Consider the following 24989-nt stretch of genomic DNA (forward strand, 5'->3'; position numbering starts at 1 on the left):
CTTATTCAATAATTTCAATTCCTGTGTGTGTAATATCACTCGCAATAACTTGTTCTTTATTAAAAGATTTAAGTAAAGCGTCTAGTATAAATTGTTGGTTTTTCTTTTCAACTAAAATTTTAACATTTGGTCCAGCATCCATTGTAAAATAGCAAGGGAATCCGGCTTTTCTACATTGATGGACAATTTCCATAACTTCATAACTTTCAGGTACTAAATAAGAAAAAGGAGGTTGGGCACCTAAATTTGTAGCGTGCATACGCAATCCATTTTCTTCTATGACTTCGCCTAAATGTTTGAAGTCTTTCTGTTTAATTGCTTGCTTTACAGATGCAATATCTTCATCTACATGATCTAACCAATATTGATAGAATCGAGATGTATCGCGTGTATGAGACATACCAGAACGACTAGAGACTTTTTTGGATTGGTTATTGATTACGACAAAAATCATAGATAAGTCGTCTTCCCAATTTTGTGCATCAATTGAATGCGCATATGATGTTTTATCATCATATCCTTTTTCCCACTCAGCAAATCCACCAAAAATACTTCTAGAAGCAGAACCAGAACCTCTGCGTGCTAATCTTGATAAATCTGTATCAGACATGTTTAAATCAAGCGCTTCGTTGCAAGCTGCTGCTAAGGCTGCATATGCGCTTGCTGAAGAAGCAAGTCCGGCAGCGGTAGGTACATAATTCACGCTATCGATGTATGCGTGTAATGACGTATTACCACGCTCTCTTACGATATCCATAAATTTATAAATTTTCTTAGCTTGTTCTTCGTTAACTTCTTGTCCATTTAAAATTAAAGTGTCTTTCGTATACTCAGGACTAAATGTCACTTTTGTTTCTGTATAAAATTTATCTAGTGTAACGGATAAGCTATTATTCATGGGAATGATTAAGTCTTCATTGGCTTTTCCCCAATATTTAATTAATGCAATATTTGTGTGAGCACGGGCTTTGCCACTAATATTCAATCTCGTTAACCTCCTAATTTTTCAATCCAAGTATGATGTGCACCGAATTTTTCAGCATTTGTCGCTATTTTTTCAGCGATTTCAAGATTTTGTGCGAGTACAATCATACTACCGCCGCGTCCGCCACCAGTCAGTTTACCAGCAGTTGCACCTTGTGTTTTGCTGATTTCAAGCAATGATTCGATATTGTCATGACTGACAGTAAGCTTACGTAAATTATCTTGAGCAAGCTCAAACACATGCGCTAATTGGTTGAAATCATGCTGTTCAATTGCTTCGTTTGCTTCATATACGAGATTGCCAATATGTTCAATATATCGCATATATTGCTCGTCATGATTACATAGTTGATGGACATCTTCGACTGCTTTCTTTGTAGAACCTCGAACACCAGTGTCTATTACAACCATATAACCATTTAATGATAAAGGTCTTAAAGTTGTAACTTTGCCTTGATGGAACCAAACAGGCTTATTAGAAACAATCGTTTGTGTATCAATGCCACTCGGTTTGCCATGAGCGATTTGTTCTGCCCAATTCGCTTCTTCTATTAACAACTCGTCAGAAAGAGGCTTGTTTATATAATCATAACTTGCTCTTACAAAGGCGATAGCCATAGCAGCACTGGAACCTAATCCTCTTGAAGGGGGAAGATTCGTTTCAAAAGTAACATTTATAGAGTCTTCTATATGATGTTTTTCGATAAAACGAGTCGTAACAGCTTTAATATGTTCAGGTGCTTGTTGTAACGTACCTTCATATACATCACTATTGATGTATGAAGGCGCACCTTCACTAAGTGACGCGATTGTTACCTTCACTTTACCTGTTGTAAATGGAATAGCTATTGCTGGTTGTCCAAAAGTAACAGCATGCTCTCCTATTAAAATCACTTTCCCATTTGCTTCCCCATATCCTATTTGTGCCATATCTTCAATCACCTTTAATATTTCCTATTTTATTTTTTGTTAAACAACACTTTATTATTATAAAGCTCTGTCACGATATATTCAAAAACTTTAACTAATTATTATATAATAATTGCATTTTTAATGAAATTGATAACTATTATGTCCTTTTGCGAAGCCTTTTGCCGTAAATAACCAAGAATCGCCACCACGTTCTATATCATTTGCACAAATAATCAATTGATCAGTTCCTGGAATGAAAGCAGGGTGTGTAGATCTTAGCATATGACCTTGATCTCGACCTGGCATTAATATTTGTCCAATTGGATAACCACTTTTGTTAAAAACAAGTACTCTACCTTGACCATACATTGCGACATAAAGGTTGTCATCACTGTCTATACAGCAAGAGTCAGGACCTTCATGGCCAGTAAAATGATAAGGAATAGAAGCACCAAATGGTTCAATCGTAACACCATCTTCTTCTAAAGAAATACGGTGTAATCTATTCGCGTTTGTTTCAGTAACCCAAAGCACACGCTCATCTGTGCTTAAAGCAATACCATTTGCTACAGCAATATTTTGAATGATAGGTGTAATCGTTTGATGATCAGGTGATACATAATAAACACCACCAAGAGGATTAGTTGAGTACCCTCTAAAATCAGTGAAATAGAATCCGCCTTTACGATCAAAAACTAAATCATCTACACAATATTCAGTATCAATATCTGAAACAATATTTTGAGGGTTTCTGCCATCAGCATCTGTGGATATAACACCACCAGAATTTTTGAAATCACCTAAGTAAGACAAATATAAGCGCCCATCTTTATGTATTTTAACAGAAGCCGGGTTTGTTTTCTCAGATTTGAATACAGTATTTACTTTTTTCTCAGGTAAGTCTACGCGGAATATTGTTCCACCAAAAACTTCACATAAAAAAAGGTTGTGATTTCTATCAAAACATAAGCCTTCTAATTGAAGACCTTCGTCAGAAATTTTTAGCCAAGGCTCCGCAGTAACAGTTTGTAAATGTTGTTCACTTGCAAGGAGTGGAACAGCACTTTTCGAAGCTTCAGTATAATATAAAGATGGTATATCTTGATTGCTCATATTCAGCTCTCCTTTAATTTTTATTTTATAAAAAAAGCGTGTGTGCACTTTAAAGATGCGGTTCATATATATGTTTAATATTATCACTTTATATCCTACATTGAAAATGAATATTATATCGTAAAAAAGTCTGATATAAAGCGAGATAGAGATAGGAGTTTTTGGAATGAGCAGGTTAGTTTCGTAAGATATATAGATAGATTTTCGTTTAATTTTGAGGGGTGGCGCTATTTTAGTCTGAACTTCCTCAATATCTCACAAACGGAAAGCAGCTTTCCCCATTAAGAAAAAGCTGCTTCATATTACTCGGGATTTATAATTTTTGAGCGTTGCTCTACGTAAGTTTGTAATTCAGGTGCCAACACATAGCCGACTGATCTCAAGTCTGATACGTTTGATGCGTTGAGCAAGTTTGCTATGACGTGCATTTGTTCAATGAATTGCTTCATATGTTCAATTGTTTCTTCTACGCCGTATTCATCTAAATATTTAAGTACATATCCTGAAAGACCGACTGCTTCTGCGCCTAATACTAATGATTTGATTGCATCAAGTGGGTTTTTAACGCCACCGCTTGCTAGTATATGCATGTCTGTATTTAATAATTTAGCTTCGAGTAAACTTTGCACAGTGCTTTGTCCCCATTGATTTAAGAATGCCATGTCTTTCAATGGTCTTCTTTGGTTCTCGATATCGGCAAAGTTAGTGCCGCCTCGACCACTTACATCTACATATTGAATACCGATGTTTTTAACTTTTTGAATCGTTTCAGCACTCATACCGAAACCTACTTCTTTAATAATGACAGGGATATCAATATGTGCTTGGATTTCTTGGATGTTTGTTAACCAATTTTCAAACTGAGTATCACCTTCAGGCATGATTAATTCTTGTGGGGCATTAACATGAATTTGCAAAGCGTCTGCATTTAGTAATTCAATTGATCTTTTTGCTTTTGCATATTCAATATCTGCGCCAACATTACTTAAAATGATGCCATCTGGATTCTCATCTCGAACAACTGTGAAACTTGCTTCAGCGTTAGAATCTTTTAAAGCTGAATGTGTTGAACCGACTGCCATTGGAATATCACAAGCTTTCGCTATTTGTGCTAATGCCTTGTTAATTGCTGCTGCTCTTTCACTTCCACCTGTCATTGCATTGATATATAAAGGGTATTTAAAAGTGAAGTGAGGAAATGTTGCAGATAAGTCGATTTGGTTTTTATTTATTGAAGGAATGGATTGATGTATTAACTGTACTTTATCAAAATCAGTACCTGCTGATTGATAAGTATCTAAAGCTAATTGAATATGTTCATTCTTTCTTCTACTTCTTAATGAGTCGTCCATTCATTTATCCTCCGTGCATCTATATGTTTAATGATTTATTTTTATCTCATTCACATTATAGCAGTTGTCATATTGAATATAAACTAAACAATATAAATCAAGACACCCTTTAGACTGCCCGTTATACAGACTGTAATTGGCGTTAAATTTTTATGGTAATATAAGAGTCACTACTATATAAATATAAAGCTTATGGAGGGGAACTGTTATCAAACTTAAAGAATTTACTTTAATTATAATTTGTACAATATTGTTAAGTGGCTGTTCTTTACCTGGGTTAGGCGGGGCATCGTCAGAAACTGTTAAAATAACAGCGCTCGCAACAAGCGAGTCTCAAATTATGGCCCATATGATTAGACTACAAATTGAGCATGATACAAATGAAGAAATTAAACCCGTCATTGTAAACAATTTAGGTTCTGCAGCTATTGAACACAATGCGATTTTAAATGACGATGCTCAAATATCAGCTACGAGATATACAGGTACTGATTTAGTAGGTGCACTTGGTTTGGAACCTATTACAAATACTAAAAAAGCCGAAAAAGCAGTTAAAACAGGCTTTGAAAATAAATTTAATCAAACATTTTTTGATTCATATGGCTTTGAAAATACTTTTGCTTTTACCGTAACGAAAGAAACGGCAGAAAAATACAATTTAAAAAAAGTATCAGATCTAAAGAAACATAGAGACAAACTCAGAGTAGCAAGTGATGCAACATGGATTAAACGTAAAGGTGATGGTTATCCAGCGTTCGCGAAAGCTTACGGATTTGAATTTGAAAATATAAGAACAATGCAGATTGGACTCGTATATGATGCCTTGAAGAATAAAAGTATCGATGTAGCACTTGGTTATACGACAGATGGTAGAATTTCCGCCTATGATTTAGTGACGTTAGAAGATGATCGTCATTTCTTCCCACCATATGATGCAAGTCCTTTAGCAACAAATGAATATTTGAAAGATAATCCTAAAGCTAAAAAATCTATCGAAAAATTAATTGGCAAAGTGTCTACTAAAAAAATGCAAGAACTGAATTTCAAAGCTGATGGTAAAAAAGAAGAACCTGCAATTATTGCTGAAAAGTTTCTAAAAGAACATCATTATTTTGAATAAATTATAAAAACACCCAATCCGAAAATGATTCCAACGGATTGGGTGATTTATTTTAAGTTGGGATTTATGTGCCAACCTCTTTATTTATAATGCTATGCCCAACCTCTGAAACGTGTTGCTTCAGCTGTACGTCTAACACCAACGACATAGGCAGATAATCTCATATCTAAATTTCTATTCTGAGATATTTCATAGACTTTATCAAAAGCTTCAACTAATTTTTCTTTCAATAAATCATTGATTACTTCTTCAGTCCAATAAAGACCTTGATTGTTTTGCACCCACTCAAAGTATGACACGGTAACACCGCCGGCGCTTGCTAATACGTCAGGAATTAACAACACGCCGTTTTCAGTTAAGATACGTGTAGCTTCTTGAGTAGTAGGGCCGTTTGCAGCTTCAGCTACAATGCTAGCTTTAATATCTCCAGCATTCTGAGCAGTGATTTGATTAGCTAAAGCAGCAGGTACTAAAATGTCACAATCTAGCCCAAACAACTCGCTATTTGGAATGAGGTTATCAAATAAAGGTGTGATTCTGCCATGTTCTTTACGTAGCTCTAATAAATGATCAATATCTAAACCTTCAGGATCATATAATGCGCCACGACTTTCTGAAATACAGATGATTTTTGCACCTTTATCATGTAAGATTTTAGCGATAAAGCTACCAGCATTACCAAAACCTTGGATGACAACACGTGATCCTTCAATATTAATATTTTTACGTTTAGCAGCTTCTTCAATTGTGATGACAGCACCTAAAGCTGTCGCTTGTTCACGACCAAGTGAACCACCTAAAGCAAGAGGCTTACCTGTAATGAAGTTTGGTGCATTTACTTTATGCATTAAACTATATTCATCCATCATCCATGCCATAACTTGAGCATCCGTATACACATCTGGTGCTGGAATATCTTTAGTAGGTCCGACAATTTGAGATACTGCTCTTACGTAACCTCTAGATAATCTTTCAAGTTCCGTCTTACTCATGTTATGAGGATCACATTGAATTGCGCCTTTACCACCGCCATAAGGTAAATTAACGATGCCACACTTTAAGGTCATCCACATAGATAAAGCTTTCACTTCATTCTCATCGACATCAGGGTGGAAACGAATGCCGCCCTTAGTAGGTCCGACCGAACTATTATGTTGAGAACGATAACCTGTAAAAGTTTTTACCGAACCATCATCCATTTTTACTGGAATACGAACCTTTAAAAATCTAGCCGGCTCTTTAATGAGCTCATAAAGACCTTCATCATAACCTAGTTTATATAAAGCTTCTTCAATAATATTCTGTGTTGAAGTAACAAGATTGCTATTTTCACTCATGATTGACTCTCCTTCTATATATAAAAAACAATATTAAAAAAACATATTAAACTAAATGATAGTACGAATGAAAACATATTTCAATAAAATAAACAGAATTTACAAAAAAATTCGAAAACTATATAATTTTTGGTTGTGTGAAAAATGATTACTTAATGTTAAATATACACTTTATTAATTGGATGAGGTTGATGTGTGTGGTGGAAGTGGAGTCGGGCTCTGAATGTTGCTTGTTTAGTGAGTCTTGCAACATACAGGCGTTCTATGTTGCTTGTTTAGTGAGTCTTGCAACATACAAGCTTTCTATGTTGCTTGTTTGATCAGTCTTGCAACATAGAGCATATACTTAAAAGAACAAACGAAAAATATAATGAAATTGGTAACTCTTAGAGCTAACAAAATCATTTTTCAGAATAGTATTATGAAGTATCTTTTAAAGAGTTAGATTTATGTATTGATTATTACGCGACGTCATATAATATAGTTTCACCTATATTATATATGGGAGCTGTTCAGCATGAATAAAAATTTTAAAGCATACTTAATTTATATCTTGATTATCTTATCTTGTTTATTATTAAGCATTCCAATGTTACGCCACTTAGTGATGGAGAAGTTAGAAATAATGAAAGTTCATTCTCATTTTTCGGTATACCAATTAACGCTTTTATCCATGATAAATCCGTTGATATTAAGTTTAGTCGGTTTGACTTTGGGTCATTTTTTACATCAGAAAACTAAATTAAAATCTGTAATATATCAAAAAGGAAAATTAAAAAAAACATTAATGATTAGTGTTTTGAGTGGTGTTTTTATAGGTTTCATTCTAGTAATTGGGGAATGGATATCTAATGTATTTATACAGAACAAGAATTTGCTTGAAAATTCTTTTATAGAATTATTAGGGGGAGTTAGCTATGGGGGTGTTCTAGAAGAAATTATTATAAGATTTGGATTAATGACTTTAATTAGTTATTCTTTAATCAAAATAACTAAAAGAGAATCTAAATCTGTATATATTATATCGATTCTAATATCCTCACTTATTTTTTCATTAGGTCACTTACCAGCCATGCTTTTAGTATCAAATAGCGATATTACGATTTCTATAATCAAAGTAATGACGTTAAATATGATTGCTAGTACTATTTATGGGTTTTTATACTATAAATACTATTTAGAATGTGCCATGGTCGCTCATATAATGACGCATGTTACATCACAAAGTATATTATTTCTAATAACTTTATTATTTTAGGAATGTCTAAGTATATTTTTATTAAATAAATTCATACAAAAACACACCCCCAACAAGTTATGAAGAATGTTATGATAAAATGTAATCGATAACATATCTTGCTTGAAATGGGGGTGCCTTTTTGGCTGAAATATTCAATATTCTACTAACTGTAGTTGTGCCTATTTTTTTGATGACGGCATTAGGTTATGTTTTGCAAAAGCGTGTTAAATTAGATTTAAGAACGTTAGCTAAGTTAAATATTAATGTGTTTGTGCCTGGATTTATTTTTGCGAAGTTCTATAAGGCTGACTTAGCTGTCAATTTATTATTTTCTATCGTCATTTTCTTTATTATATACATAGTAATGCTTTATATTGTTGCGTTTGTCTTGGCCAAAATGCAAAATTTAGATAAAGGTAAAGAGACGACTTTAACGAACAGCGTGCTCTTTTTTAACTCGGGTAATTACGGTGCACCTTTAAATGATATTGTATTTAAAAGTGATCCACTTGCAATGTCTGCGCAAGTAATCGTGTTAACTTTGCAAAATGTCTTTACCTTTACTTATGGTGTCTTTGCGATTCAATCAGTTCAATTAGGTAAACTTAAAGCGCTGCTGAATTATTTTAAGATGCCAATTATTTATGCGCTTTTATTAGCCATCATCTTAAACTACAACCATATTCCGATTCCTGAATTCATGTGGACAACTGTAAGTTATTTGTCTGATGCCATGATTGCGGTCGCTTTAATATTATTGGGCGCGCAAATTGCGAATATTAAGCTCAACTTTAAATGGTCATCTTCTTATATTTATATATTTATAAGGCTAGTAGTAGGGCCTGCGATTGCTCTTGTGATTATAAAGTGCATGGGTCTAGATGGTATTATTGCGCAAACTTTATTTATCGCTTCAGCGATGCCAACTTCTGTTAACAGTTCGGTCATTGCGCAAGAATATGACAATTATCCTGAGTTGGCTGCTGAGCTTGTCTTTATGTCTACGCTATTCAGTTCGATATCAGTAGTGATCGTCATTTATTTATCTCATATTATTTTCTAATTTATATTGAGATGTTCTTTAAAGGTGTGGCCGAAGTATGCTTCTCGATAAAGACCACGTCGTTGTAATTCTGGGACGATGAACTCTACAAAATCTTCTAAACTATAAGGCAGTGTAGGTGGCATTAAATTAAAGCCATCTGCTACACCTAATTTAAACCAACGTTCCATCTCGTCTACTATTTCTACAGGTGTCCCAATTAAAGTGAGATGTCCACCGCCTGCATTGAGATATCCTAATAATTCTCTCACAGTAGGTTGAGTGTCTTCTATAATTTCTAAAATCGTTTCGTATCTTCCTACAGGACCGTCGAATGCTTCAACTGGAGGCAATGCTGGCACTAGTTCGTCCAATGCCCATTTCGTACAATCTTGCCTTACGAATGTGCTCAGTTGTTTTATAGCATTTTCAATCGGGAGACGTTTATCTAACTTTTCTTTTTTTAATAAAGCCGCTTCACGTGTTTCTGCAACATAAGTCACTAATCCAGGAAAGACTTTAATATATTTATTCGGCGTGCTACTTTGTTGTATCGCGTCGTTTAATTTTGCTCTGTAAGCTTTTGCTTGTTTTATGTTCCAAGATACAGAATAGACGGCATCTGCATGTTTAACTGCTAATGCTATACCTTGCTTAGAAGCGCCAGCTTGCATAGCGACAGGTTTACCTTGTGGACTACTTGGCGTTGATAAAGGTCCATTTACTTGGAAATGTTCTCCTGAATGGTTAAAAGGTTTAATCTGATCATGTTTAATGAGTTGATTATTGTCGCGATCGTGTATGAAATGCTCTTTTTGCCAAGATGTGAACAGTTTATCCATTAATTCAGCAAATTCATTAGCTTTTTGATATCTTTTGTCATGTGATGGCAAAGCCTCCATGCTATGGTTCTGTGCTTCTAAATCGGACATAGAAGTGACTAAATTCCAACCGACGCGACCGTTTGTAGCATGATCAAGCGTTAAAAGTTGTCGCGCGACAGTATATGGATTCGAAAATGAGCTGGATATTGTTGAGACTAATCCAATATGATGCGTCACTTGTGATATTGCTGTTAAATTTATGATTGGATCTAACCAAAATGCAGGGAGTTCACTGTCTGACTTTGCAGGAAAAGACTGGTTATCAGCAAAGAATACAGCGTCTAACAATCCATTTTCTGAGAGTTGTGCTAACGATTGATAATATGAAATATCTCCAATTTGTTCGATAGATGAATCTTCCATCAGCCATGCAGCTTGATGATGTCCACACCCATATAATAAAACACCGATATTAAGTTGCTCGTTCTTGAAATTGCTCATTCATATTCTCCTTATATAGTTTGAAATTCTAGTTCATCGTCAAACCACCATCTACTGTATAATTCTGACCTGTAATACCTTTAGCTTTATCAGAAGCTAAGAAGCTCACCATATTGGCAACGTCTTGTGGTGTCGTTACTTTTTTTAGTGGTGTAGATTGAGCGATTAAATCGAAAACTTCTGGTGTCGTCACTGAACTCGCATCCGTTGTTTTCAGCAATCCACCCGATACAACGTTTGCTGTCACACCATATTGTCCTAATTCCGCTGCAATATTTCGTGTAAAACCAATTAAACCAGCTTTTGCAGTTGTATACTCATGATATGGTACGACTGGATTTTGGAATAGGTTAGTTCCAATACTTATAACAGCACCTTGTTTTCTTTCTATAAATTGTGGAGCAACACTTTGTACAATATTAAAAGCAGCTTTTAAAGTGCCGTCTATTTGTTGTTGATAATCTTCCCAAGAAAGGTCAACAAAAGCTTTTTGTTGCACAGGATCAAATTTGAAATTAACGAGCGCATTATTAACAACGACATCTATTTGTCCAAAGTGCTTCGTGCTCTCTGTTATTAAATGATCAACTTCTTGACGATTTGTAACGTCTGCTTTAATAGCAATAGCTTGTTCATGACCGATTTCAGCTACAAGGTTTTCAGCTTGTTCTTTGCTACTATTGTAATTGATGACGACTTGATAACCTTCAGATGCCAATGTGCGTGCAATTGTGGCACCCAATCCTCTACTACTTCCTGTAACTAGTACTGTTTTAACCATTTAAATCACTCCTATACAAAATTTAAATAAAAAAATACACAACCTTCCCGTAAGAAAGTTGTGTAAAATTAGAAAACATTTATAAAAAGGCATATTCATCCCTTAAAATTCATTTCACAAACACTTTCCTACGCTAGTATTAACTAGTTCAGGTTCAAAGGGTTTGAGTAAATACTCATCTCAGTTTAAAACACCCCTAGTGCATCTATTTAATTACTTTCAATGTATAGTTTTTAACAAATGATGTCAAGTTTATATTAGTTGATAATACCTTATTAACACTGCCTATTTTAAACAGCTTTATATAAGTATACAAAGTATACTTATATAAACGCAGATATCCAGAAATATAATCGGAGTGAGAGAAGGCGAGACAGGGTGGAAGTCGTGAGTTAAGTCCGAAGTTAATCCAAGACATCGCTCAAGTCGTGAGTTAAGTGCTGAGTTAATCCAAGACTGTACTGAACCCAAAAAGTTGAACTTTTTTAGTATGATATTTGAAAGGTTTGTTTCCTGAATTTTTTAGGAGATAAGCCTTTTAATTTTGATTTGATTCTTTCATTATTATAAAAATGAATATAACGATGTATAGCTTGTTCTAGTTGCTGAAAATCTTCGAATTCTTGACCATAATACATCTCTTGTTTAAGTAGTCCGAAAAAGTTTTCCATAACTGAGTTATCTAAACAATTACCTTTTCTAGACATACTTTGAAATACTTTATTTGCTTTTAATAATTTAGTGTATTGCGAATGTTGATAATGCCAACCTTGATCTGAGTGTATCGTTAAACGATAGCTTAAATCTGGACGCATAGCTATCATTTCTTTTAGTGGATTGATGACAATCTCTAACGAAGGACGTTTTGAAATTTCAAAACTAATAATCTCCGAACTATATAAGTCCATAAAAGGAGATAAATATAATTTTTGGCCATTCTTCAACTTGAATTCTGTAATATCTGTCACTATTTTTTGAAAAGGGACATGTGTTTTAAATCTACGATTTATTATATTTTTAGCGACCTTACCAACTTTACCTTTGAATGATCGAAATTTACGCCCTCTATGCGTAAATTTCGAACAAGATAACCCTAATTCTTTCATTAATCTTCTTACTTTTTTATGATTTACTTTGATACCTCTATTACTTAAATCTTGTGTAACTCTTCGATAACCATAGGTATAATTAGATTCCTTACATATTTCTTTTATTACTTTAATCAGTTCATCATCTTTATTAGGTTTATTGAACTGATTTATCCAATAATAATATACAGATTTAGCTAATTTAGCGACTTTGAATAAAATACTCAATTTTATATTAAGTGTTTCGTGTAGTTCCGTAATGATCTTTACTATTTCTGATTTTTGCTTCCGTATATGTCGGTCAAGGCTTGTAACTTTTTTTGATAAGCAATACCTGCCTTTAACGTTTCAACTTCATTGCGAAGTCTTTCGAGTTCTTCACGTTCATTTTCATTTAGAGATGAATTTTTATTATCAGTTTCCGAATATTTTTTATCCATATTGATAGACCGTCCCTTTTGTTTATTAGCTAGATCAAGACGACACTTTTCATCAAATTGATGTTGCCAATTGGCAACCATTATAGGATTAATAATCTTAAAATGATTAGCTGTTTCTCGATAAGACAACATATTTTCTTGTCTAAATTTTATAACAGATAATTTAAATTCGCTAGTATAAACAGTGTTTCTTCTTTTTTCTTGTAAGCCATCTTCTCCAAACTCTTTATATTGATTGACCCATATTTGAATGACAGATGAACTGGAAATGTCATGTTTTAAGGTAAGTGCTTTATAACCTGATTGACCATCTAAGTACTCTTTTACTAATTTTAATTTAAAGTTAAAATCATATTTTTTTCTCATAAATAATGCACCCCTATAAGCTAGATTTGAGGTTCAACTTTTGGGGTGCACATCAGACATTGCCTAAGTCGTGAGTTAAGTCCGAAGTTAAGTCCGAAGTTAATCCAAGACATAGTCCAAGTCGTGAGTTTATTCCAAAGTTAATCCAAGACATTGCTTAAGTCGTGAGTTAAGTCCGAAGTTAATCCAAGACATAGTCCAAGTCGTGAGTTAAGTGCTGAGTTAATCCAAGACATTGCCTAAGTCGTGAGTTAAGTCCAAAGTTAATCCAAGACATCGCTTAAGTCGTGAGTTTATTCCGAAGTTAATCCAAGACATCGCTCAAGTCGTGAGTTAAGTCCAAAGTTAATCCAAGACATCGCTTAAGTCGTGAGTTAAGTCCGAAGTTAATCCAAGACATTGCTCAAGTCGTGAGTTTATTCCAAAGTTAATCCAAGACATATCTGAATATGTGACTCTTTTCATAGAAAAAACACCTCCGTATTAATTCATTTTGATATGAATTCAACGAAAGCGTTTTTTTATTTTATTCCCACAAATTGGGGTCAGTTCAATTCTCTGTTCCAGGAATTTTTATCTATTCTATATTTCTTTCAAGATGCGATATATTTCTTCAGTGCTTTCTGCGTTTATTAATGTTTCTCGTGTTTCATCGTCCATGAGTGTACGTGATAGTCTTTGCAATAGTTTCAAGTGTGTGTCACTGCTATCATTTGGTACGGCTATTAGGAAGATGATTTTTGGTTGTGTATCATCTAAGCTTTCCCATTCCACACCGCTTTTATTGTTTAAGACTGCTACTACTGGTTGTTTGACGACATTTGATTTAGCGTGTGGGATGGCTACGTTCATGCCTATTGCAGTTGTTGATTCTGATTCGCGTTTAAGTACGGCTTCTTTCAAAATTTCTTCGTCATCAATATAGTTGTGTTGTTTTAAATTTAGAATAAGTTTGTCGATTGCTTCATCTCTTGAAATGTTGCTGTTTTCTATTGTAATAACATTTTTATCAAATACTTTAAATTCTTCTGTTTCTGAATTTTGAGTTTCAACGTTTGAAGTGGTTTGATCTTTTTCATCATTCTCATCGATACCCATAAATGACGATGTAATACCACTGTCTGAATCATCTATATCAGCTGGGGATACTGCTGTTTCTTTTTTCTTTAAAAGTAATGCCACAAGCATCGTTACGATACTTCCGACTATAACGGCTATGAAAAACCATAGTACTTGATCTATTCCACCTAAGACAGCTACAATTGGTCCACCATGAGCTACTCGGTCTCCAACTCCACCTATAGATGCTATAACGGCAGCAACCATTGCACCTATCATGTTAGATGGGATAATACGTAGTGGATCTTGAGCTGCGAATGGAATGGCACCTTCTGTAATACCGAAAAGTCCCATTGTGAATGAGGCTTTACCCATTTCAATTTCACCTTTATTAAATTTGCGTTTATTAATAAAAGTGGCAAGTCCCAGTCCGATTGGAGGTGTACATACAGCTACTGCTACCATACCCATAACTGCGTAATTACCTTCAGCAATTAGTGCTGAACCAAATAGGAACGCGACTTTATTTACAGGTCCGCCCATATCGAATGCAATCATTGCGCCGATAATTAAGGCTAAGATGATACTATTTGCACCTTGCATGCCTTTTAACCATGTTGTTAATCCTTCAAAAATGCTTGCAATTGGTGCCCCGATAACGAATATGAAGATAAGTCCTACTAATATTGAAGAGATGATAGGAATAATAATGATTGGCATTATAGGTGCCATTGCTTTTGGAATTTTGATATTTTTAATCCATTTTGCAATATAACCTGCTAGGAAACCAGCCACAATACCACCTAAAAATCCTGCGCCTGCTTCACTACCATAGAAACTTCCATCAGCAGCAATTGCACCACCAATCATACCTGGAACTAACCCGGGTTTATCAGCAATACTGACTGCAATATAACCAGCTAGTATAGGCACCATGAAACTAAATGCTAAGCTACCGATATTTTCGATAGATTTCCAAAACGAATCTTCAGGAATTTTTAACCCTTCAGGTGTAGTGTTCCCGCCTAATGTTAATGCTATAGCCATTAATAAACCACCGACTACGATAAATGGAACCATAAACGATACACCGTTCATTAAATGTTGGTAAACCATTTGTAGACCGCTCTTTTGTTCATCTTCATCATGTGTATGTTTATTACCATTTTTTTCATGGTGTATATGCGCATCTTGATCAATGATACGTTGAATTAATAGTTTAGGATTATGAATACCCTCTCTAACACTTTCATTAATTAATCGTTTCCCGTCAAAACGTGATAAATCGACTTGTCTATCTGCAGCGATAATGATGCCATCTGCTTCTCTAATTTCTTTTGATGTAAGTACATTTTCAGCACCGACACCACCTTGTGTTTCTACTTTTATATCTATGTCCATTTCTTTAGCAGCTTGCTCTAATTTTTCCTGAGCCATGTAAGTATGTGCTATCCCGTTTGGACAAGATGTTATTGCTAAAATTTTCATAACGTCATCTCCTTCTTGATTTAATTGTAAACGCATTCATTGGTGTATAAAAAAGAATAATTGCCGTTAGTAGTGGCAATTATTCTTTGAAGTGCTGAATGATTTTATTTTTGAATTGTTCATCATCAAGTTTTAATAATTGATCAACATCGTGTTCAGTTAAAGCAGCGATACTATGAATGATTTTTTTCATAACTTGGGCATCCTTTTCTGCAATTGCTAAAAAGAAAACGAGTTGGACTTTATGTTGCTTCCAAGGTAACTTTTTGCGATGCCTAAACATGAGTACATGAGATTTAAGAACGCGTGTTGGATCACCGTGTGGTATAGCAATCCCGTTACCTATATAAGTAGAAGAGAATTTTTCGCGTTCTAAAGCACTCTCTATATATCCACTCGTTATAGCATGTTGATTTTCTAATATAATTTGCGTTTGTTCAAAAATATCGACTGTTGTTGAGATGTTTTTTTGAATTGGATACGTTACAAATTCAATAGGTGATAGTGCGTCTTTCTTTAAAATAGGATTTTGTTTTTGATTTAAAATGGTTTGGATTTTATATGCATCGTCTTCAGAAAATAACGGAGAAACTTGAATGACCTCTACTGAATCAGGAACGTGTGTAACATCAATTTCATGTGTCGTGACGAGTATGTCTATATTAGAAAATTGATAGTGGGGCACATCTTCAAGTTTAATCGTATCTGTAATATTAATTTTGTCGTTAAGCTTTTGAATTCTAGCTTCTAATAAACTTGAAATTCCGAGGCCGTAATAACATGTAATGACGATGTTGAAATGCTCTTGAACATTTCTATCTATTGAAGATTGGAAATGTAATGCTAAAAAAGCTATTTCATCTTCACTTAAATTAAGTTGTGCATCTGCTTCAAGATGACTAACTGTTTCATATAAAGCATTAAACACAAAAGGGTATTGTCGTTTAATATCTTCAGTAAGCGGATTATTGATATAGATGTTTTTCACAATGCGTAAATAAGTTCTACTAAAATGAGAATAAACATTTTCACGGAGCAATTGATCTTGTGAGAAGTCGATACCAACTTTTGAATTCATTTGATGTATTAATCTATCTATATAGCTTTGAATAAATATATGTTTAAACCCAAGATCATATTTATCAAAGTAATAGCTAATAAAGAATGAAAATAATTTTGCAGTTTCATCACTTAAATTGTATTTTAACTGTTCGTTGATATTTTGAATGATTGCCCGGGAAATGACGAGTGCTTCTTCGTTAATATCCCATTTTTCATTTGATTTATGAATTCTTTTAAAAATGATAATAAGGTGTACAAGTAATTGTCGTATATGCACATGAGAAGTTTGGATGCCATAATCGTTTAAATGTTGTTCCATAATGTGCATTATTAACTGGCTATGCGCTTTCGGAATTTCATGAAGGATAAAATCTTCTACTTTAACATTATTAGTAGAAAGTTGATTCAAATGAAGAATCGCATTTCGTATATCCATTTCATTGCCGTTAATGGTCACACCTTTTCTTTTGACGAGGTCGACTGAAATATCATAAGACTCACACCAAGATTGAATTTGTGTCATATGATCGATCAGTTCATTTTTACTTATCATAAAATCTTGTGCCAATTGATCTAGTGTCACAGATTGTTTATACATCAGTAATTGATAAGCCAACTTTATAAGTATTTGCCCATTCTTTTCCGCGTATTGTTCTAGTATTTTTTCAAGCTCACTTGTGCTATACAGTTCCTTATTTAATGTATATCCACGACCTTTAACACTCATGATGACACCTTCAATTATTTCGCTATTTATGTATTTGATGTCGTTTCTTACAGTTCGATTAGAAACACTTAAATAGTCAGCTATTTCATTCCCGTTTAAATAACTTTCACTATTTAGTAGTAGTAGCTTGATAAGTTTAACGTGTCTATCTAGCAAAGTTTCCACCACATTCCCAAAATCTCTTTTATATTTCACTTACATTGTAAGCATATCATGTGCGATAGACAAATATAGTAGGTATTTAGCAGGTGTATAGTATAAACAGAATAAATGTATTATCGCATTTTAAATATTATACTAAGTTTAGATAACAAATATATGACATGAAGGTGAGTAAATTGGTTAAAGAAATTTATTTAGATGAAACGCGCATTCCATTAACTTATTTTGAAGATGACGTGGATAACGGTTTGTACAAGATATCGGTAGAATTCGACGTTACGAGTGAAGCGTACCATGATATCGCAGTTTTATTATATAGAGAAAAGTTTAATATTAAAGTTCCTGAAAAAGATAAGGATTTCAAAGGTAAGATATACAATTATGCGACTTCTTTAACGAATTTATATGAGGCAGACCAAGTTGCACAATATCGTCTTGTTCTTGTTGAAATACCAGAAGAAACAAAGGAATGATTAATATGAAATTGAGTATACTTGATCAGTCACCGATATCGCCTAATGAAACTGCTCATGATGCTTTAAAGGGTTCTTTAAATTTAGCTCAGTTAGGTGAATCTTTAGGTTACGCTAGGTATTGGTTAACAGAACATCATGGTTTATCAAACCTTGCTAGTTCTGCACCAGAAGTATTGTTGGCTTATATTGGCGCGCATACGAATCATATTAGAATTGGTGCCGGCGCGATATTATTACCACACTATCGACCTTATAAGGTAGCAGAGCTATTTAATACTTTGTCGACACTGTTTCCAAATCGCGTAGATTTAGGTATCGGTAGAGCGCCTGGTGGTTCTGCGGAAGCGACGAATGCATTATCAACGCAATATTTAAAACAAGTTTGGGCTTTACCTGAACTATTAGAAGAATTGCTCATGTTTTTAAAAGATGATTTTCCAGCAGAACATGAGTATAACAAAGTAGCGGTCTTACCTAAGCCTGATGTACAACCAACCCCTTGGTTACTCGGTACAAGCGAGAAAAGTGCGTTGCTAGCTGCTAAAAATGGCATGCCTTATGTCTTTGGAGAATTTATGAGCGAGCAAGATGGAAAAGCGATTGTGCAAAGTTATCGTGAGCATTTTCAACAAAAGAATTCAAATGTGAAGCCTGAAGTGATTGTTACGGTATCTGTTATATGTGCAGAAACTACACAAGAAGCGGAAGAACGAGCAGTAAAAAGTTTGATTCCTGCAGTTCAAGGTGATGATAAAGCGCATAAAGTGCTAGAATTCGATCAACTATCTGAAAGAGAAAAAGAAATGCTATATGAAATGAAGCGCAACATCATTATAGGAAATCCAAATGTAGTTAAAAAAGAACTTCAATCACTCCGAAATAAATATGGTTGTGAAGAGATTATGATAAGTACGAACACTATTTCTTATGAAGACAGAGTCCAGTCATATCGTTTAATCGCTAAAGCTTTACTAGCATAAATGTTTATTCCAGAAGAATAATATGAAATTAAGGGTGATTTCAAATGATTCTATTGATAGGAAACATCATTATTTCAGTAGGGCTGATTGTAGGTTCAATAATAGAAGAAACAGTAAGAGCAAAACGAAAAAAAGAAAAGCAAAATCAGTCGCAATGACATTCATTTCATAGTAGCAAGTGAAAGTTAGGAGAGATACTATTGAGCATTACAAGAGGTATCAACCATATTGGATTAACAGTTCCGAGTATCGATGAAGCAACAAAATTTTTCAAAGAATCACTAGATGGGAAAATTGCATATGATAGCCAAACCGAAATAGATCCTCCAAGAGCAGGAGAATTTGTTGAAAATGTATTAGGACTAGAAGACGGTGCGAAAATTATTAAAAAACGTATGATGGTATTTGGAAATGGTCCTAATATTGAAATGTTTGAATTTAAAGATGCAAAACAAAGAGAACCGGTCTTGTTGCAAGATATAGGTTATACACATCTTTCATTTTATGTTGATGATTTTGATAAAGCTTTTGAACAAATACAAAAAGCAGGCGGCGTAGCTTTGTCAGAACCACATGAAAATACAAAATATGAAGATACAGAAGGCAATAAGACTGTGTACGTTCAAGCACCGTGGGGAAGTTTAATAGAATTACAAACCATACCTTCAGGATTTTATTACCCAGAAAATAGTGAAGCCAGTGTGTTTACACCAGAAAAATAAATAGAGCCGTTGAATTTATCAAGTCAGGCACCACATGATAAATAGGACCGTTGAATTTATCAAGTCAGTGCCCACATGATAAATAGAACCATTGAATTTATCAAGTCGCGGTCCACATGATAAATAGAGTCGTTGAATTTATCAAGTCGGGCTCCACATGATAAATAGAGCCGTTGAATTTATCAAGTCAGGCTCCACATGATAAATAGAGCCATTGAATTTATCAAGTCAGGCTCCACATGATAAATAGAGCCATTGAATTTATCAAGTCGAGGTCCACATGATAAATAGAGTCGTTGAATTTATCAAGTCAGTGCCCACATGATAAATAGAGCCATTGAATTTATCAAGTCAGGCTTCACATGATAAATAGAGTCGTTGAATTTATCAAGTCAGTGCCCACATGATAAATAGAGCCATTGAATTTATCAAGTCAGGCTTCACATGATAAATAGAGCCGTTGAATTTATCAAGTCGGGCTCCACATGATAAATAGAGCCGTTGAATTTATCAAGTCGCGGTCCACATGATAAATAAGAAAGAGCGTAAATTCTTCTATAAATAGGAATTTACGCTCTTTTAATTTTTACATATTAACTTCAAAATTATCAATGTTTCATATGTTTGTTTATTTCTGATACGAGTGCTTGAACGCCTTGGTGTTCTAAATGTACACCGTCATAAGCAAAGTAATCAGAATGACTTTGTGATGTACTATACCAATCTATTAATTGTACGTTTTTATGAGCATCGGCGGCTTTTGCTAATTTTTCATTTACGCTTTCTTCCCAGTCTCGAGGAACATGCGTGTTGACTACATAAACTTTAGCATTACCAAATAAGTTAATGAGTTTTGTTAAGTCTTCATAAGAAAAATCACCGTTTGTACCGAGTTCTAGCACAACTTGTTGATTCTGCTGTTTAAAGTAAGGGTATTTATCATGAACGAGTGGGATAGCATCATATAAATGACGACCTACTTTGCCATCAATTAAAGAATTCGGATAATTTTTATGTAGTTCTTCTCCAATATCGACCATTACTGAATCGCCAATAAACAAAGGTACATCTTTATAATCGACTTTCTGATGAGCGGATTGTGGATTGTTTATGATGATTTTGGGAACAGGTAAGATCAAGCTTTTATGTGGTGGTTCATTATCTGTAACTGTAAAAGTTGTTTTAACTTCTTTTTTATCCTCATGTTGTAAAGCATCGTAGTGACCTAATAAAATGACGGTTGAACAGCTTACCAAAATTAAAGCGAAACAACTTCTTATTATAAGTGGTTTCAACGCGCTTTTTTTAGGTAAGAAATATTTAAAGCCTTGAACTCTAATAGGTACTTCAACATAACGATAAGAGCATTCTGCTAATATCAAAGTTAAGATGATTTCAATAACAATAATATAAACAGGTATTTGACCTTGTACGAAGTGTTTATTCATAAATGTTATTACAGGATAATGCCATAAGTATAAACTATACGACCTTTGACCAATCCATGAAAATATTCGATTACTCAATACTTTTGCTAAAAATGTACTAGGGTGAACAGCACTTGCAATTGCAGGTAATGTACATAATGATATAAAATAAATGCCTCCAAAATAGAACCAATTATCATTTGATGACACAGTCATTATGAAAAATATTAACAGTGCAATTGAGATAAAACCGAATGATTCTATCACGATCTTCAGCGGTAAATGGATTTGCGCTTTAAGTCTAAATGGTGGCCATATGTATGCGAGTAGGACACCTAACAACAAAGTTTGTAACCTAGTATCCGTGCCAAAATACACTCTTGAATTATCGACATTTGGTTGTGTTATAAGGAACATAGTCAATAAAGAAATAAGAGAACAAACAAAAATGATGAGCAAAAAATGTTGCTTCAGTTTCTTAATTCGTAATAATATCAGAAGCGAAATTGGCCAAAAAATATAGAACTGTTCTTCAATTGCTAAGCTCCACAAATGTTTCAGTGGCATTATTTTAAAGCTATCAAAATAACTGACATCATGAAATATATACCACCAGTTCGATACATAGAACAATGCAGCAATCGCATCTTGTTTAACATTTTTAATGATATTCGGTTCAAACATTAACGTATATATCAAGACGATACTGATTAAAAACAAGACTGCAGGAAGCAACCTTTTAATGCGCTTTTTCCAAAATTGCATCAAATTAATAGAGCCCGTATGCTTGTATTCGTGAATGAGTAAGCTCGTAATCAGATAACCAGAAATGATAAAAAAGGTATCAACACCTAAAAAACCACCTGATAACCATTTAGGGTTAAGGTGATAAATAATAATCGCTATAACAGCTAAAGCTCTTAAACCATCCAAACCATGTAGATATCTAGTCTGGTGTTTAGTGATGTTTTTCTCGTGACCAATCATCTCTCGTTGACTCCTTGATAATTTGTAAAAAATTCCAATCGATAAAATTGTACCATATTTTGACAAAAATATACATTAAAAGGGATAAAGACAAACAGCTAAAAAACCTGTTCATCTTTATCCCTTATCGTTACGAAAAGTTGTCTATCCCATACGTTTAAGCAATTCAGTTTTAATAATATTGAGCGCTTCTTTATAATTTTCAGCAGTATGTTCCTGTGCATTTACAATGAGTAAATCAATTAGTTCAGCGTCACTCTTTTGGCTAACCTCGTCTTCAAATTGAAAAATGTTCTCTTCTGTCTCTTTATGACTCGTGTTCGGTTTAATAATTTGATAGTAACTATCAGCGCCTAATCCACCTTCTTCGATCATTACTGAAATTTCTGAGGATCTGTGTTCATTCTGTCGGTTCACTTTTATAAAATGTTTACCTTCAACAGTCATTTAAAAAACCTCCTTGATTACTATATATTAAAACCCAAAATGCCAAAATAAGAGGATACCCCTATTTACTACAAGTGTATTATTACACTAGGGAAAATTCAAATAGAACGCTCAAAAAATGAAGATTAAAATATATTAGCGCTTTCATACCTTGCAATTTACATTTCATAACAGTTGTTTTAATATAAGTTTATACAGTGTTTTTCAAGTGTTTAAAGGTTTTTATATATAATAATTAGTTTAATAATGCTTTATTCGAAGAGAGAATAAAGCATTATGTAAGCATATAATGAATTTTACAAAAGAAAGGTGATCACAATGGATAATAAGCAACCAAAAGAAATTATTTTAATTGGTGCTGGTATTTTAAGTACGACATTTGGTTCTTTTTTGAAAAATGTTGAACCGGATTGGAACATTAAATTATTTGAAAGATTGGATCAACCGGCTATTGAAAGTTCGAACGAAAAAATAACGCTGGTACTGGTCATGCAGCTTTATGTGAGCTTAACTATACAGTGGATCAAGAAGATGGTTCTATTGATGTAGAAAAAGCTAAAGAAATAAATGAACAATTTGAAGTTTCTAAACAGTTCTGGTCATACTTAGTTAAGCATAAATCTATCGAAAATCCTAAAGAATTTATAAGACCATTGCCTCATATTAGTTTTGTAATGGGTATTCGAAATGTAGACTTCTTAAAGCGTCGTTATGATTCATTAAAATCTTTACCGATGTTTGAAGGTTTAACATACACAGAAGATCATAAAGTTTTAGCGGAATGGATGCCTTTAATGATGCAAGGTCGTAATTCAAACGAACCTCTTGCTGCTAGTAAAATTGATGAAGGTACAGATGTGAACTTTGGTGAGTTAACACGTAAATTAGTTAAAAACATTGAACAACATGACAATGCACAAGTACACTTCCGTCATGAAGTTGTAGATTTTAAACAACTAGATAATAGCAAATGGGAAGTGAAAGTACGTAATCTTGTAACAGGAGAAACAGAAACGCACGTTGCAGATTACATCTTTATCGGTGCAGGTGGCAATGCGATTCCGTTACTACAAAAAACTAAAATTCCTGAAAGTAAACATCTTGGAGGTTTCCCAATTAGCGGTGCATTCTTAGTGTGTAACAACCCTAAAGTTGTGCGTGAACATAATGCGAAAGTTTATGGTAAAGAGCCACCTGGCACACCACCAATGACGGTTCCTCACTTAGACAGACGCTATATTCAAGGAAAAGAAAGTTTGTTATTTGGCCCATTTGCTGCAATTGGACCTAAATTTTTGAAGAATGGATCTAACTTAGATTTATTCAAATCTATTAATAGAAGTAATGTTGTTACAATGTTATCTTCAGGTGTTAAAAATTTATCGCTTGTGAAATATTCAATTCAACAAGTATTACAACGAAAAGAAGATCGTATGAAAGAATTACGTCGCTTTGTACCTAATGCTAAAGACGAAGATTGGGATATCCACATCGCAGGTAAACGTGTACAAGTTATTAAAGATAAAGAAGAACATGGTAGAGGATTTATTCAATTTGGAACAGAAGTTGTGAATTCAGAAGACCATACAGTAATTGCTTTATTAGGAGAATCACCTGGAGCATCTACATCTGTATCAGTTGCTTTAGAAGTAATCGAAAAGAACTTCCCGCAGTATATTGAAAGTTGGGAACCAAAAATTAAAGAAATCATTCCTTCATATGGTGAATCTTTAATCGAAGATACACAATTATTACAAAAGATTCGTAAACAAACAGCAAAAGAACTACAACTAGAAGAATAACAAGTTATAAAGAAAGAACATATTAAGATTAGCTATGAAGAAATCTATGCCAATAGACTTCTTCATAGCTATTTTTTTATGAATAGTCATAAGCTAGATGGCCTTCTTTAATTATCCAACGATTTTGGTTAAATTTTGCGTCATAATGTTTCATTTATCAAATATTATGAATTTAATATTTTCGTGAAATTATACACCGAATTTCGCTTAGTATCTAGTATCTTTCCATAATCATTTATAGGTTTTTTCTATTTATCAACGCTATAAATGTTATATAAATATAATTAAATATTTCCTTAACATTCATCTTACTTTGTCAATTTTTGCTTGTTATCGAACGATGAATATTTTTAAAAATATTATAACTACAGTATGTGAGGAGGTACTAAGTGTTAGTTGTAAATTTTTAATTTTTGTTATTTAAAAGATATTGTTGTATACCTTTTCGCTTTTAATTCATATTTACACTATGTTATATTAAGTTATGTAAGGGCTTACATTATATTAGGGAGGTCTTTTATGTAACGATTGTAATAATGAGAGATAAGGG

General features: G+C 33.8%; 18 protein-coding genes, 3 pseudogenes and 1 riboswitch. Of the genes and pseudogenes, 7 read left to right on the forward strand and 14 right to left on the reverse strand.

Annotated elements, in window-relative coordinates; all coding sequences use genetic code 11:
* Position 1 precedes the first annotated feature (1 nt).
* From mvaD to fni, 4 genes are all read right to left on the reverse strand, one after another.
* Complete coding sequence (mvaD, locus tag PYW35_RS00995) at positions 2 to 985, reverse strand: diphosphomevalonate decarboxylase (RefSeq protein ID WP_103322593.1); 984 nt, start codon at positions 983 to 985, stop codon at positions 2 to 4.
* Positions 986 to 990: 5 nt separating this feature from the next.
* Positions 991 to 1914, reverse strand: a complete 924-nt coding sequence (mvk, locus tag PYW35_RS01000; protein WP_103322594.1) for a mevalonate kinase — start codon at positions 1912 to 1914, stop codon at positions 991 to 993.
* Positions 1915 to 2034: 120 nt separating this feature from the next.
* Positions 2035 to 3009: an SMP-30/gluconolactonase/LRE family protein gene (locus PYW35_RS01005; RefSeq protein WP_103322595.1), complete on the reverse strand. Its 975-nt coding sequence runs from the start codon at positions 3007 to 3009 to the stop codon at positions 2035 to 2037.
* 302 nt (positions 3010 to 3311) lie between these two features.
* Positions 3312 to 4361, reverse strand: coding sequence for a type 2 isopentenyl-diphosphate Delta-isomerase (fni, locus tag PYW35_RS01010; protein ID WP_103322596.1), 1050 nt, complete (start codon positions 4359 to 4361; stop codon positions 3312 to 3314).
* Positions 4362 to 4569: 208 nt separating this feature from the next.
* Here fni and PYW35_RS01015 point away from each other — a divergent pair, with 208 nt between their 5' ends.
* Positions 4570 to 5481, forward strand: a complete 912-nt coding sequence (locus PYW35_RS01015) for an osmoprotectant ABC transporter substrate-binding protein (protein ID WP_169925683.1) — start codon at positions 4570 to 4572, stop codon at positions 5479 to 5481.
* 92 nt (positions 5482 to 5573) lie between these two features.
* Here PYW35_RS01015 and PYW35_RS01020 read toward each other — a convergent pair whose 3' ends face one another.
* The gene (locus tag PYW35_RS01020; protein ID WP_103322598.1) at positions 5574 to 6818 is read right to left on the reverse strand and encodes a Glu/Leu/Phe/Val family dehydrogenase; all 1245 of its coding nucleotides are present in this window, start codon (positions 6816 to 6818) and stop codon (positions 5574 to 5576) included.
* Between the two features lie 517 nt (positions 6819 to 7335).
* On the opposite strand from PYW35_RS01020, the gene PYW35_RS01025 reads away from it, so the two are divergent.
* Complete coding sequence (locus tag PYW35_RS01025; RefSeq protein WP_103322599.1) at positions 7336 to 8076, forward strand: CPBP family glutamic-type intramembrane protease; 741 nt, start codon at positions 7336 to 7338, stop codon at positions 8074 to 8076.
* A gap of 121 nt (positions 8077 to 8197) precedes the next feature.
* The gene (locus tag PYW35_RS01030) at positions 8198 to 9121 is read left to right on the forward strand and encodes an AEC family transporter (protein ID WP_103322600.1); all 924 of its coding nucleotides are present in this window, start codon (positions 8198 to 8200) and stop codon (positions 9119 to 9121) included.
* On the opposite strand, the gene PYW35_RS01035 is transcribed toward PYW35_RS01030, so the two are convergent.
* The 7 genes and pseudogenes from PYW35_RS01035 to PYW35_RS01060 form a co-directional block, all read right to left on the reverse strand.
* A complete protein-coding gene (locus tag PYW35_RS01035; protein WP_103322601.1) occupies positions 9118 to 10425 on the reverse strand; it encodes an NtaA/DmoA family FMN-dependent monooxygenase in 1308 nt (435 codons plus the stop codon). The genes PYW35_RS01030 and PYW35_RS01035 overlap by 4 nt on opposite strands.
* A gap of 28 nt (positions 10426 to 10453) precedes the next feature.
* The gene (locus tag PYW35_RS01040) at positions 10454 to 11206 is read right to left on the reverse strand and encodes a 3-oxoacyl-ACP reductase (protein ID WP_016913102.1); all 753 of its coding nucleotides are present in this window, start codon (positions 11204 to 11206) and stop codon (positions 10454 to 10456) included.
* A gap of 108 nt (positions 11207 to 11314) precedes the next feature.
* A riboswitch (TPP riboswitch) is annotated at positions 11315 to 11414 on the reverse strand.
* A gap of 277 nt (positions 11415 to 11691) precedes the next feature.
* The gene (locus PYW35_RS01045; protein ID WP_204107879.1) at positions 11692 to 12588 is read right to left on the reverse strand and encodes an IS3 family transposase; all 897 of its coding nucleotides are present in this window, start codon (positions 12586 to 12588) and stop codon (positions 11692 to 11694) included.
* Entirely contained in the window at positions 12564 to 13100 is a 537-nt protein-coding gene (locus tag PYW35_RS01050; RefSeq protein WP_103323507.1) for a helix-turn-helix domain-containing protein, read from the reverse strand. Before PYW35_RS01050 ends, PYW35_RS01045 begins: the two co-directional genes overlap by 25 nt.
* A 582-nt stretch (positions 13101 to 13682) precedes the next feature.
* Positions 13683 to 14120: pseudogene (locus PYW35_RS13285) on the reverse strand (PTS sugar transporter subunit IIA); the annotation flags it as partial.
* A gap of 143 nt (positions 14121 to 14263) precedes the next feature.
* Positions 14264 to 15647 (reverse strand): annotated as a pseudogene (locus PYW35_RS01055) (PTS fructose transporter subunit IIC); the annotation flags it as partial.
* A gap of 79 nt (positions 15648 to 15726) precedes the next feature.
* Positions 15727 to 17604 (reverse strand): BglG family transcription antiterminator, encoded by a 1878-nt coding sequence (locus PYW35_RS01060; protein WP_338086587.1) that lies wholly within the window; start codon positions 17602 to 17604, stop codon positions 15727 to 15729.
* A gap of 161 nt (positions 17605 to 17765) precedes the next feature.
* Here PYW35_RS01060 and PYW35_RS01065 point away from each other — a divergent pair, with 161 nt between their 5' ends.
* The 3 genes from PYW35_RS01065 to PYW35_RS01075 all read left to right on the forward strand — a co-directional run bounded on the left by PYW35_RS01065 (position 17766) and on the right by PYW35_RS01075 (position 19776).
* Positions 17766 to 18071, forward strand: a complete 306-nt coding sequence (locus PYW35_RS01065) for a DUF3219 family protein (RefSeq protein ID WP_338086593.1) — start codon at positions 17766 to 17768, stop codon at positions 18069 to 18071.
* 5 nt (positions 18072 to 18076) lie between these two features.
* Positions 18077 to 19054, forward strand: a complete 978-nt coding sequence (locus PYW35_RS01070) for an LLM class flavin-dependent oxidoreductase (protein WP_103322744.1) — start codon at positions 18077 to 18079, stop codon at positions 19052 to 19054.
* A 200-nt stretch (positions 19055 to 19254) separates the two neighbouring features.
* On the forward strand, positions 19255 to 19776 hold the full coding sequence (locus PYW35_RS01075; RefSeq protein WP_016912935.1) for a VOC family protein: 522 nt from the start codon (positions 19255 to 19257) through the stop codon (positions 19774 to 19776).
* Positions 19777 to 20384: 608 nt separating this feature from the next.
* On the opposite strand, the gene PYW35_RS01080 is transcribed toward PYW35_RS01075, so the two are convergent.
* Together PYW35_RS01080 and PYW35_RS01085 are read right to left on the reverse strand one after the other, a co-directional pair.
* Positions 20385 to 22190 carry an acyltransferase family protein gene (locus PYW35_RS01080; protein ID WP_103323412.1) on the reverse strand — a complete coding sequence of 602 codons (1806 nt, stop codon included), beginning with the start codon at positions 22188 to 22190 and terminating at the stop codon, positions 20385 to 20387.
* Positions 22191 to 22334: 144 nt separating this feature from the next.
* On the reverse strand, positions 22335 to 22637 hold the full coding sequence (locus PYW35_RS01085) for a hypothetical protein (protein ID WP_103323413.1): 303 nt from the start codon (positions 22635 to 22637) through the stop codon (positions 22335 to 22337).
* A 318-nt stretch (positions 22638 to 22955) separates the two neighbouring features.
* On the opposite strand from PYW35_RS01085, the pseudogene mqo reads away from it, so the two are divergent.
* Positions 22956 to 24439, forward strand: a pseudogene (gene mqo / locus PYW35_RS01090) (malate dehydrogenase (quinone)).
* Positions 24440 to 24989: the final 550 nt, after the last annotated feature.

The organism is Mammaliicoccus vitulinus, from assembly GCF_029024305.1.
GTDB classification, from domain to species: domain Bacteria; phylum Bacillota; class Bacilli; order Staphylococcales; family Staphylococcaceae; genus Mammaliicoccus; species Mammaliicoccus vitulinus.

What these genes read in the sequence shown, in the direction of transcription:
- fni (WP_103322596.1), bottom strand. Translation starts at nt 4,361, where the DNA reads ATGGACGACTCATTAAGAAGTAGAAGAAAGAATGAACATATTCAATTA.
- PYW35_RS01085 (WP_103323413.1), bottom strand. Translation starts at nt 22,637, where the DNA reads ATGACTGTTGAAGGTAAACATTTTATAAAAGTGAACCGACAGAATGAA.
- PYW35_RS01005 (WP_103322595.1), bottom strand. Translation starts at nt 3,009, where the DNA reads ATGAGCAATCAAGATATACCATCTTTATATTATACTGAAGCTTCGAAA.
- PYW35_RS01020 (WP_103322598.1), bottom strand. Translation starts at nt 6,818, where the DNA reads ATGAGTGAAAATAGCAATCTTGTTACTTCAACACAGAATATTATTGAA.
- PYW35_RS01080 (WP_103323412.1), bottom strand. Translation starts at nt 22,190, where the DNA reads ATGATTGGTCACGAGAAAAACATCACTAAACACCAGACTAGATATCTA.
- PYW35_RS01025 (WP_103322599.1), top strand. Translation starts at nt 7,336, where the DNA reads ATGAATAAAAATTTTAAAGCATACTTAATTTATATCTTGATTATCTTA.
- PYW35_RS01035 (WP_103322601.1), bottom strand. Translation starts at nt 10,425, where the DNA reads ATGAGCAATTTCAAGAACGAGCAACTTAATATCGGTGTTTTATTATAT.
- PYW35_RS01070 (WP_103322744.1), top strand. Translation starts at nt 18,077, where the DNA reads ATGAAATTGAGTATACTTGATCAGTCACCGATATCGCCTAATGAAACT.
- PYW35_RS01040 (WP_016913102.1), bottom strand. Translation starts at nt 11,206, where the DNA reads ATGGTTAAAACAGTACTAGTTACAGGAAGTAGTAGAGGATTGGGTGCC.
- PYW35_RS01050 (WP_103323507.1), bottom strand. Translation starts at nt 13,100, where the DNA reads ATGAGAAAAAAATATGATTTTAACTTTAAATTAAAATTAGTAAAAGAG.
- mvk (WP_103322594.1), bottom strand. Translation starts at nt 1,914, where the DNA reads ATGGCACAAATAGGATATGGGGAAGCAAATGGGAAAGTGATTTTAATA.